Annotated in this window: 10 protein-coding genes; all 10 read left to right on the top strand. The window is 71.2% G+C overall.

Going from position 1 to position 9,941, the window contains the following annotated elements; all coding sequences use genetic code 11:
- Positions 1–455 precede the first annotated feature (455 nt).
- The 10 genes from dhbA to ACFWIW_RS26565 all read left to right on the top strand — a co-directional run bounded on the left by dhbA (position 456) and on the right by ACFWIW_RS26565 (position 9,716).
- Complete coding sequence (gene dhbA / locus ACFWIW_RS26610) at positions 456–1,205, top strand: 2,3-dihydro-2,3-dihydroxybenzoate dehydrogenase (protein ID WP_378370951.1); 750 nt, start codon at positions 456–458, stop codon at positions 1,203–1,205.
- Between the two features lie 136 nt (positions 1,206–1,341).
- Positions 1,342–2,535 carry an isochorismate synthase gene (locus ACFWIW_RS26605; protein WP_378370950.1) on the top strand — a complete coding sequence of 398 codons (1,194 nt, stop codon included), beginning with the start codon at positions 1,342–1,344 and terminating at the stop codon, positions 2,533–2,535.
- A complete protein-coding gene (locus ACFWIW_RS26600; protein WP_378370949.1) occupies positions 2,532–4,154 on the top strand; it encodes a (2,3-dihydroxybenzoyl)adenylate synthase in 1,623 nt (540 codons plus the stop codon). Before ACFWIW_RS26605 ends, ACFWIW_RS26600 begins: the two co-directional genes overlap by 4 nt.
- Positions 4,151–4,822: an isochorismatase family protein gene (locus ACFWIW_RS26595; protein ID WP_378370948.1), complete on the top strand. Its 672-nt coding sequence runs from the start codon at positions 4,151–4,153 to the stop codon at positions 4,820–4,822. Before ACFWIW_RS26600 ends, ACFWIW_RS26595 begins: the two co-directional genes overlap by 4 nt.
- Positions 4,819–5,052 carry a phosphopantetheine-binding protein gene (locus ACFWIW_RS26590; protein ID WP_192744624.1) on the top strand — a complete coding sequence of 78 codons (234 nt, stop codon included), beginning with the start codon at positions 4,819–4,821 and terminating at the stop codon, positions 5,050–5,052. The genes ACFWIW_RS26595 and ACFWIW_RS26590 overlap by 4 nt, the downstream gene beginning before the upstream one ends.
- Positions 5,049–5,903, top strand: a complete 855-nt coding sequence (locus ACFWIW_RS26585; RefSeq protein WP_378370947.1) for a siderophore-interacting protein — start codon at positions 5,049–5,051, stop codon at positions 5,901–5,903. Before ACFWIW_RS26590 ends, ACFWIW_RS26585 begins: the two co-directional genes overlap by 4 nt.
- A 27-nt stretch (positions 5,904–5,930) precedes the next feature.
- Positions 5,931–6,935, top strand: a complete 1,005-nt coding sequence (locus tag ACFWIW_RS26580) for an ABC transporter substrate-binding protein (RefSeq protein ID WP_378370946.1) — start codon at positions 5,931–5,933, stop codon at positions 6,933–6,935.
- Positions 6,932–7,915 (top strand): FecCD family ABC transporter permease, encoded by a 984-nt coding sequence (locus ACFWIW_RS26575; protein WP_378370945.1) that lies wholly within the window; start codon positions 6,932–6,934, stop codon positions 7,913–7,915. The genes ACFWIW_RS26580 and ACFWIW_RS26575 overlap by 4 nt, the downstream gene beginning before the upstream one ends.
- A complete protein-coding gene (locus ACFWIW_RS26570; RefSeq protein ID WP_378370944.1) occupies positions 7,912–8,943 on the top strand; it encodes a FecCD family ABC transporter permease in 1,032 nt (343 codons plus the stop codon). Before ACFWIW_RS26575 ends, ACFWIW_RS26570 begins: the two co-directional genes overlap by 4 nt.
- On the top strand, positions 8,940–9,716 hold the full coding sequence (locus ACFWIW_RS26565; protein ID WP_063273852.1) for an ABC transporter ATP-binding protein: 777 nt from the start codon (positions 8,940–8,942) through the stop codon (positions 9,714–9,716). The genes ACFWIW_RS26570 and ACFWIW_RS26565 overlap by 4 nt, the downstream gene beginning before the upstream one ends.
- The last annotated feature ends 225 nt before the right edge of the window (positions 9,717–9,941 follow it).

Here is a 9,941-nt window from a genome sequence, read left to right as displayed (position 1 = left end):
GTGGCAAAGAGGGTTAGAACGATCTTTGCCACTCACGACCCCCGCGAGAGCCGGACACACGGGGGCATCTTGGTGTCCCTTGTGGACAGTGGGTCACGATCGGTCCGGCTGGTCGGTCTCCGGTGCACGACACGCCACGTTCGCCTGCCTCCCTGTAACCCGAAACGCCACTCACGACCTCTGCGCCCATCACGTGATCAGCGGCGGAACACCCGAGTGCGGCCTCCGGTCACGCGAGTTACGCGCCTGATCACGCGAGTTACGCTTTTGCCCACGTCTCGCCTGTGTTCCCGGTCGGGCCGCTGCACATGCGCGTGGCGTGTACCACGGCATTTTTGCCGTCCAGGGCCGCGAAGGGGAGTGGCCCGAATCACCGGTGTCGGTCCCTCGCTTTGTCCGGTTCGGCCCGATAGCTTAGGCAAGGCTAAGCAAACGGGATGTAGGGTGGTTGTGGCGTGGAAGGGATCGAGGGCAAGGTCGCGCTCGTCACCGGGGGTGCGCGCGGGATCGGGGCGGCCGTCGTGGACGGGCTCGCCGAGGCCGGCGCGATCGTGGCGGCGGTGGACCTGGCCGAAGGCGCTTCCCGGCACGGGGTGACCTCGTTCGTCGCGGACGTCGGCGATCCCGCCGCCGTCGCGCGGGTGGTCGACCAGGTCGAACGCGAACTCGGGCCGATCGGCATCGGGGCGTCCGTCGCGGGTGTGCTGAAGCCCGGGTCCGTCTGCGACACGAGCGACGAGGACTGGGCGGCGACTTTCGCGGTCAACTCCACTGGCGTCTTCACGGTGCTCCGCGAGATTTCCCGCCGGATGCTTCCTCGTCGCAGCGGTGTTCTGGTGACGGTCGGGTCGAACGCCGCCGGAGTCCCGCGCACCGGGATGGCGGCCTACGCCGCGTCGAAGGCCGCGGCGACGATGCTCACCCGCTGTCTCGGGCTCGAACTCGCCGGTTCCGGTATCCGCTGCAACATCGTCTCGCCCGGCTCGACCGACACCGATATGCAACGTCTGCTGTGGACGGACGAGAACGGCGCGGACCGTGTCATCGCGGGAAATCCGGAGCAATACCGTGTCGGCATACCACTGGGCCGGATAGCCGAACCCGCCGATATCGCCGACGCCGTACTGTTTTTGGCCTCCGACCGCGCGCGGCACATCACGATGCAGAACCTCTACGTCGACGGCGGCGCGACGCTCCGCGCGTGATCTCGATGACGCAACGAAGACTTTTCGGGTCCGTACGATTAGGTTAGGCTAACCGAATAGTCGTGTCGGCGCTCGGCACTGGGGTGCCGCGAGAGCGCCAGTTCGGTCAGTAGTATTCGCGAAAGGGAATCCAGTCGTGTCCTCACCTGCACCGGCCCGACCAAGGCCGGTCCATCAGGCGGCCGATCTGCTGGCGGCGTACCTGCCCGGATCGTTCTACTACTCGTCCGCACGAGGATCGCTGCTCGCCGACGGGGTGTACGCCCCGGTCCACGCGGCGCCGGGCAAGCGTGCCCGCGCGGCCGCCGAAGTCCTCGACGCCGCTCTCGTGGCGGGGGTGACCGAACCCGTCGTCGCCGGCGCGATCGGATTCCGGCCCGACGCGCCGAGCAGCCTGGTGGTGCCCGCCTTGGTGCGCAAGGCAGGACCACCGAAGGCGAGTGGTCCGGTCGCCCCGCTCGGCGGGAACTGGACGGTGTCGCCGCGGCCCGCGCCGGAGGTCTACACCACTGCCGTCGCCAAGGCGCTGGACGAGATCCGCGACGGCGACCTGCGCAAGATCGTGCTGTCCCGCTGCCTCGACGTCACCGGCGGTGACCCCGTCGCCGTGCCACGGCTGCTGGCGCGTCTCGTCCACGCGGACCCGGCGGCCCATGCCTTCGCCGTCGACGTCAGCGCGCCGGGGGATCCCGCGCCGCGCACCCTGGTCGGCGCGAGCCCGGAACTCCTGGTGTCCCGCCGCGGCCGTGTCGTCACGGCCAACCCGCTGGCGGGATCGCGGCCGCGGGTGGCCGACGATGCCGAGAACTCCCGGCGCGTCAAGGATCTTCTGGCGTCCGAAAAGGACCGTGACGAACATGCCCACGTCGCCGCCCAGGTGGCCGAAGTGCTGGGCCGGTTCTGTGTCGACCTCGACGTCCCCGCCGAACCGGAGGTGATCGGCACGCCGACGATGTGGCATCTCTCGACCACCATCAGCGGACGGCTCGCCGACCCGGCCGACGCCGGTTCGTCCGCGCTCGGGCTGGCCGAGGCACTGCATCCGACACCGGCGGTCTGCGGCGTCCCGACCGCGCTCGCCCGCGACACGATCGCCGCGCTCGAACCCGAGGATCGCGGCTATTACGCGGGTCTCGTCGGCTGGACCGATCAGGACGGTGACGGCGAATGGGTCGTCACCATCCGCTGCGCCGAAGTCCGTGACCGGACCGTCCGGCTGTTCGCGGGCGCGGGAGTGGTGGCGGGTTCCGATCCGGCCGCCGAACTCGCCGAGACCGGCGCGAAATTCGGCACCATGCTGCGAGCCCTCGGTCTGGAGGGTGCGGAATGACCGCCGACCACGTGCCCTGGCCGCCGGAAACCGCCGCGCGCTACCGGGCTTCGGGATACTGGCGCGGCCAGACGTTCGGCAAGCTGCTGACCAGCCTCGCCGAGGCTTACGCCGAGCGCCTCGCCGTGATCGGCGAGAACGCCCGCTGGACCTTCGCCGAACTCGACGAACGGGCGCACCGGCTCGCCGCCGGATTCGCCGGGGCCGGGATCCAGGCCGGCGACCGGGTCGTCGTCCAACTGCCGAACGTGCCCGAATTCGCGTCCGTCGTGTTCGGCCTGTGGCGGGCCGGCGCGCTGCCGGTGTTCGCGCTGCCCGCGCACCGCGCGAGCGAGCTGCGGCATTTCGCCGAGCAGAGCGAGGCCGCGGCGATCCTGACCGTCGGCGAACACGAACGGTTCGACCACGCGGCCATGGCGCGCACGGTAGCCGCTGAAATCCCTTCGGTGCGCAACGTCTTCGTCGTCGGCACGGAGGAATTCGCCGTGCTCGAAGCGGCGACTCCGCGCGCTCTGCCGGATCCCGATCCCGCCGGGGTCGCGTTCCTCCAGCTGTCCGGCGGAAGTACCGGCCTGCCCAAGCTGATCCCGCGCACACACGACGACTATCTCTACAGCGTCCGGGAAAGCGCCCGGATCTGCGGCCTGCGCCCGGAAAGCGTGTACCTGGCCGCGTTGCCGGTCGCGCACAACTTCCCGCTCAGCTCGCCCGGTCTGCTCGGCGCGCTGCACGCGGGCGCGGCGACGGTGTTCGCGCCGCGTCCCGACGCCGACACCGCCTTCCGGCTCATCGAGGCTGAAGGCGTGACGATCACCGGGCTCGTGCCGCCGCTGGCCGCCGCCTGGGCGCAGGCGGCCGCGCGGACCACCCGCGATCTGTCCTCTTTGGACGTCCTGCTGGTCGGCGGCGCGAAATGCGCCCGTGAACTGGCCGAGAAGATCGGGCCCGCGCTGGGCTGCCGTCTGCAGCAGGTGTTCGGCATGGCCGAGGGACTGGTCTGCTACACCCGGCTCGACGACCCGGACGAATACGTTCTCGCGACACAAGGACGGCCGATCTCGCCCGACGACGAGATCCGCGTCGTGAACCCGGACGACCCACTGTCCACTTCGGACGACGTCGTCGCGCAGGGGGAGATCGGCGCCCTGCTGACGCGGGGGCCGTACACGATCCGCGGCTACTACCGCGCCGCCGAGCACAACAAGACCGCGTTCACCGAGGACGGTTTCTACCGCACCGGGGATCTCGTGCGGCAACACCCGTCCGGGCATCTGGAAGTGGTCGGGCGGGCCAAGGAACAGATCAACCGCGGTGGCGAGAAGGTGGCCGCGGAAGAGGTCGAGAACCACCTGATGGCCCACCCCGGAGTGCTCGACGCCGCCGTCGTCGCGGTGCCGGACCCGTATCTGGGCGAGCGCACCTGCGCCTACGTCGTCCCTGCCGCGGGCGCCGAACCCGCCGCGGCGGAGCTGCGCCGGTTCGTCCGCGAGTGCGGGGTCGCGGCGTTCAAGGTGCCCGACCTGGTCCAGGTGGTGCCGGAGTTCCCGGTGACCGGCGTCGGCAAGACCAGCAAACGCGAGCTGCGGGCGGCGCTGGCCGCCCTGGCGAAGGAGAAGTGAACGTGTCGCTCCCCAAGATCGAGCCCTACACGCTCCCGACGGAGGCCGAACTGCCCGCCGGACGGGTCGGCTGGAAGCCCGACGCCGCCCGTGCCGCGCTGCTGGTGCACGACGCGCAGCGGTACTTCCTCGCGCCGTACGCGGGATCCCCGGTCCCGGAGATGGTCGCGAACATCGCCGCGCTGGCCGACGCGGCCCGCGCCGCGGGTGTGCCGGTGTTCTACACCGCGCAGCCCGGCCACCAGGCCGCCGAGGACCGAGGCCTGCTCACCGAGTTCTGGGGCGACGGTATCGGCGCGGTCATCGACGAAGACCCCGCCGCCGCCGACGTGGTGGCCGAGCTGGCGCCGAAGCCTGGGGACAAGGTCCTGACGAAGTGGCGCTACAGCGCGTTCCAGCGCAGCACGTTCACCGAGCAGCTCGCCGAAGCGGGCCGCGACCAGCTGCTGATCACCGGGGTCTACGCGCATATCGGCTGCCAGGCCACCGCCGTCGAGGCGTTCATGCGCGACATCCAGCCGTTCCTGGTCGGTGACGCGGTCGCGGACTTCTCCCGCGACCGCCACGACCAGGCCTGCGAGTACGTCGCCCAGCGGTGCGGCGCATTGACCACCACGGCCGCCGCGCTCGCCGCGCTGGCCCCGATCCACGCCGGAGCACAGCGATGAGCCTCACCGTCGAGAAGATCCACGCCGACGTCGCCGAACTGCTCGGCTGCGACCCGGCCGAGCTGAAGCCGGAGACCGACCTCACCGATCTCGGCCTGGACTCGATGCGGATCATGGGCCTGGTCGAGCAGTGGCGCACCGAGGGCGCCGACACGCTCGAATTCGCCGACCTCGCCGAGCAGCCGACCCTCGGCCATTGGACGCAGGTTCTCACCGGGAGCACCGCGTGAGCCGCGCCGACCACCGCCACCGGCACCTGGAGCGCATAGCCGAAGTCCGTGCGGGACAGCACGCGGAGAAGGTGCCGTACCCGATCCGCATCCGGCAGGCCGAGGTCGTGCGCACCGAGATGATCGGCTCCGGGCTGCTCCGGGTCACGCTCGGCGGGCCGGGAACGGCGGGTTTCGAGGCGCATTCGCCCGACGAACACGTGAAGATCCTGTTCCCGGAACTGGACGCCGAGCCGCGGTTGCCGGTGCAGGACGGCGACATGCTGCGCTGGCCGAAGCCGTCGCCGACGTCGCGCGAGTACACGGTCCGCCGGTACGACCCGGCTTCCGGGGAACTCGACCTCGACGTCGCGCTGCACGAAGGCGGGCTCGGTTCCGGATGGGCCGAGAAGGTCACGCCCGGTACCCCGGTGCACGTCGCCGGCCCGCCCGGCGGGCTGATCGTGCCGCACACCTACGACCGATACCTGCTCGCCGGTGACGTCACCGCGTTGCCCGCGATCGCGCGCTGGCTCGAAGAACTGCCGCGTACCGCCGCGGGCTGGGCGTTCATCGAGGTCACCGACGCGAGCGAGGAGATCGAGCTGTCGGCGCCCGAAGACGTCGAGGTGCATTGGCTGCATCGTGGCGACGTCGCGCCGGGCGCCTCCGACGTCCTCGCCCGCGCGGTCCGGACGATCGAGGTCCCCGCCGGTGAACGGCTCTACGCCTGGGTCGCGGGGGAGGCGGGGCAGATCAAACCGCTGCGCCGGTGGCTCAAGAACGATCTCGGGCTCGGCAAGGACGACCACGACGTGACCGGCTACTGGAAACGCGGCGTCGCGGACTTCGACGACGAGCACGACCACTGATCCCCACGAAGAAGAACGAGGAAACCCATGCGCACCACTAGAACCCGACGCCTCGCCGGAGCGCTCGCGCTCGCGCTGACGGTCACGACCGCGGCCACCGCCTGCGGTGCGGGCGACGACGGCAAGGCCGCCGGCGCCGGTCAGACCCGGGTGTTCGCGGCCGACAACGGCCAGATCACCATCCCGGTCTCGCCGAAGCGGGTCATCGCCACCGGCTACGCCGTGCCCGCCCTGCTCGAAGCGGGCGCGCCGCTGGTCGGGGTGTCCAGCTGGAAGCGCGGGATCCCGCTGTTCAACGAGCAGGAGCGCAAGAAGTACGACGAGCTGGCGAAGGTCGCGGGCGAGTCGGCGTCGGAGACGAACTACGAGGCGATCGCGCAGGCCGATCCGGACCTCATTGTGATCGGCGTGCCGAAGCCGGTGCTCGCCGATATCGACATCAAGCGGCTCGAAGCGATCGCGCCGGTCGTGGCCATCGGCCCGTCGGTGCCGTCGATGTGGCGTGAGCTGTCGCGCAAGCAGGCCGACGCCGCCGGTGCGGCCGCCGGGTTCGACGCGCTGAAGACCGCGTACGACACCAAGGCCAAGGCACTGGCCGAGAAGTACAAGGCCGTGCTGCCGCAGCTGAAGCTGGGCCACGTCGGTGCCTACGGCGAGGTCGCCAAGGGGAACTTCCAGCGTGAGTTCAACGGTTCCTGGGGCACCAACGTCGCGCAGGACGTCGGCGCCACCTACTACGGCCAGGTCAAGGTCAAGGGCGGCGGCTCCAAGGACGTCAGCGAGTACCCGTCGATCGAGGAACTGCCGACCGCGTTCGCCCAGGCCGACGCGATCACCTACTCGGTCGCCGCCGACGGTTCCGTGCCCCCGCCGGTCAAGTACGTCCTCGACTCGCCGCTGTGGAAGGAACTCCCCGCGGTGAAGGCGGGCAAGGTCTACCCGTTCCGCTACACCGAGGCCGCCACCTACCGGGCCGCGACGTCCACTTTGGACGCCGTCGACCAGGCGTTCGCGCCGCTGCTCAAGAAGTGACCACCACCGGGCGGTCCGCGCTGCTCGGCGCCGCACTGCTCGGGCTCGTCGTGGTCGCCGTGCTGAGCGTCGGCATCGGCGCGCACGCCATCGCCCCCGGCGAGGTCGTGCGCGCCCTGCTGGGCGAAGGGGATCCGAGTGACCGGGCGGTGGTCCTGGACATCCGGATGCCGAGGGCGGTGCTGGCGATCGGGGTCGGCGCGGCGCTCGCCGTCGGCGGTGTGCTCGTGCAGGCCCTGTCCCGCAACGCTTTGGCCGAACCCGGCGTGCTCGGCGTGACCGCCGGGGCCGGGTTCGCCATCGCGGTGGGCTCGTCGTTCGGTCTCGCCGCGTCGGCGCCCGCCGAACTGGGCCTGGCGGTGCTGGGCGCGCTCGGCGCGTCGGCGCTGGTGTACGCGGTCGGCAGCAAGTCGCCGCTGCGGCTGGTGCTCGCCGGGACCGCGCTGAGCGCCGTGCTGCTGGGGCTCACCCTCGGGCTGCGGCTGCTGTTCCCGGACACCTTCGACGTCTACCGGTTCTGGTCGGTGGGGTCGCTGGCGGGCCGGGAACAGGCGCCGACCACGGTTCCGCTGATCATCATCGGCCTGTCCCTGCTGGGCGCCTTCGCGGTGAGCCGTCAGCTGAACGCGATCGCGCTCGGCGAGACGGTCGCGCACACCCTCGGCGCGAACGTCGCGCGGGTCCGGACGATCACCCTCCTGCTGATCACGCTGATGGCGGGCGCGGCGACCGCGCTGGCCGGGCCGATCCTGTTCGTCGGGCTGATCGTGCCGCATCTGGCGCGGCGGGTCGCGGGCGCGTCGATCCCGTGGCTGATCGCGTTCGCCGCGTTGCTCGGCCCGGTGCTGATGCTGGCCGCGGACGTCGGCTCCCGGGTCCTGCTGCCGACCGGCGAGGTGCCGGTCGCGATCGTGACCGCGTTCCTCGGCGGCCCGGTGCTGATCTGGGCCGTCCGCAAATACGGGGCGGCGCCGCTGTGAACACTGTGAACACACTCGTTCTGCGGCGCGGGCGGTTCTCCGCCCGGATCGAACGCCGCACCCTCGTCTTCCTCGTGGCGATGCTGGTGGTCATCGCCGGCTTGACGCTGCTCGGGCTCTGCTACGGCGCGGCGTGGGCGAGTCCCGCCCGCGTGTTCGCGGCGCTCACCGGTTCCGGTGGCGGGCCGGGCGTGGTCATCCGCGAATGGCGGCTGCCCCGGGTACTGGCCGGGCTGGTGTTCGGTGCCGCGCTCGGCCTGGCGGGCGCGATCTTCCAGAACGTCACCCGCAACCCGCTCGGCAGCCCGGACGTGATCGGTCTCGACGCCGGTGCCTACACCGGCGCACTGTTCGCGATCACCGTGCTTTCGGGGACGTCGACGCAGCTGACCATCGGTTCGGTGCTCGGCGGCGTGATCACGGCGGCCGTCGTCTACGCGCTGTCGCTCGGCGGCGGGTTGTCCGGGCTGCGGCTGATCGTCATCGGGATCGCGGTCAACGCGATGCTGACCGCGCTCAACTCGTGGATCGTGCTGCGCGCCGAACTCGAGATCGCGATCGCGGCCGTCGGCTGGAACGCCGGTTCGCTCAACGGGGTCGGCTGGGACGACGTCGCCATCCCGTTCGGGGTGCTCGCGGTGCTGTTCGTCGTGCTGTTCACCAGGGCACCGTCGCTGCACCAGGCCGCGCTCGGCGGCGCGCTGGCGGTCACCACCGGTGTCCGCTGGGACCGGCTGCGGCTGGCGCTGGTGCTGATCGGCGTCGGCTGCACGGCCACGGTCACCGCCGTGGCGGGCCCGATCGCGTTCATCGCGCTGGCGGCACCGCAGATCGGGCGGCGGCTGGCCCGCACGCCCGGTATCGCCCTGCTGCCCGCGGCCCTCACCGGCGCCGTGCTGCTGGCCAGTGCCGACCTGGCCGCCCAGATGTTGCTCGCGCCGGAATCGCTGCCGGTCGGTGTGGTCAGCACCGTGATCGGCGGCGGCTACCTGATCTGGCTGCTCACCAAGGAGGTTCGGCGCATATGAGTGCCCGCTTGACCGCTCGGGACCTGACCCTGCGCTACGGCGACCGGGTCGTGTCGACCCGGCTGAGCCTCGACGTGCCCGACCGCGCGTTCACCGCCGTCGTCGGGCCGAACGCGTGCGGCAAGTCCACTTTGCTGCGCGCGTTCGTCCGGCTGCTGCGCCCGGCCGACGGCGAGGTCCTGCTCGACGGCAAGGACGTCGGTTCCTTCCCCGGCAAGGGTTTGGCGCGGGAACTCGGGTTCCTGCCGCAGGATCCGGTCGCGCCGGAGGACGTCCGCGTCCGGCAGCTGATCGCGCGCGGCCGGTTCCCGCACCAGTCGCTGTTCGCCACCTGGTCCGAAGAGGACGAACGCGCGGTGCTCGACGCGATGACCGCGGCCGGCGTGGCGGGGCTGGCCGACCGGCCGGTGCAGGAACTCTCGGGCGGGCAGCGTCAGCGGGTGTGGGTGGCGCTGGTGCTCGCGCAGAAGACGCCGTACCTGTTGCTCGACGAACCGACGTCCTTTCTGGACATCGCGCACCAGTACCAGTTGCTGAGCCTGCTGGCGCGGCTGCGCGACGAGGGCCGCACGGTGATCGCCGTCCTGCACGACATCAACCAGGCCTGCCGGTACGCCGATCACCTCGTCGCCCTGCGGGACGGCCGGATCGTCGCGGAGGGCGCGCCCTCCGACATCGTGGACGCGGAGCTGATGAAGGAGGTCTTCGATCTCCCGAGCGTCGTCGTGCCCGACCCGGTGACCGGAACCCCGATGGTGGTGCCCTCATGCTGAACGGCAGGGCTCCGGCGAAGTCGGGACGGCCGTCCGCGATCGGGTCGGGAACGCCCCACTTTCGGGACATCGCACGGTGCTGTTGGTCTATTCGGGCCGGTGGGTCTCGGCTGGCGGGCTTCGGCCCGGGCGAGCCTCGCGCGGACAGTGCCGATCGTGGCCTCACCGTCCACAAGGGACACCAGGCCCGCGTTTTTGTTCGGTTTGGGTGCTGTGTTCAGGGGG

It is taken from the genome of Amycolatopsis sp. NPDC058340, assembly GCF_042723975.1.
In the GTDB taxonomy this organism is placed as follows: Bacteria; Actinomycetota; Actinomycetes; order Mycobacteriales; family Pseudonocardiaceae; genus Amycolatopsis.
Note: the sequence above shows the minus strand (reverse complement) of the source record. Positions and strands in the feature narration are given on the sequence as shown.

Bases quoted from the DNA above. Each gene is read 5' to 3' on its own strand.
- ACFWIW_RS26600 (WP_378370949.1), top strand. From the start codon at position 2,532: ATGACCGCCGACCACGTGCCCTGGCCGCCGGAAACCGCCGCGCGCTAC.
- ACFWIW_RS26580 (WP_378370946.1), top strand. From the start codon at position 5,931: ATGCGCACCACTAGAACCCGACGCCTCGCCGGAGCGCTCGCGCTCGCG.
- ACFWIW_RS26590 (WP_192744624.1), top strand. From the start codon at position 4,819: ATGAGCCTCACCGTCGAGAAGATCCACGCCGACGTCGCCGAACTGCTC.
- ACFWIW_RS26565 (WP_063273852.1), top strand. From the start codon at position 8,940: ATGAGTGCCCGCTTGACCGCTCGGGACCTGACCCTGCGCTACGGCGAC.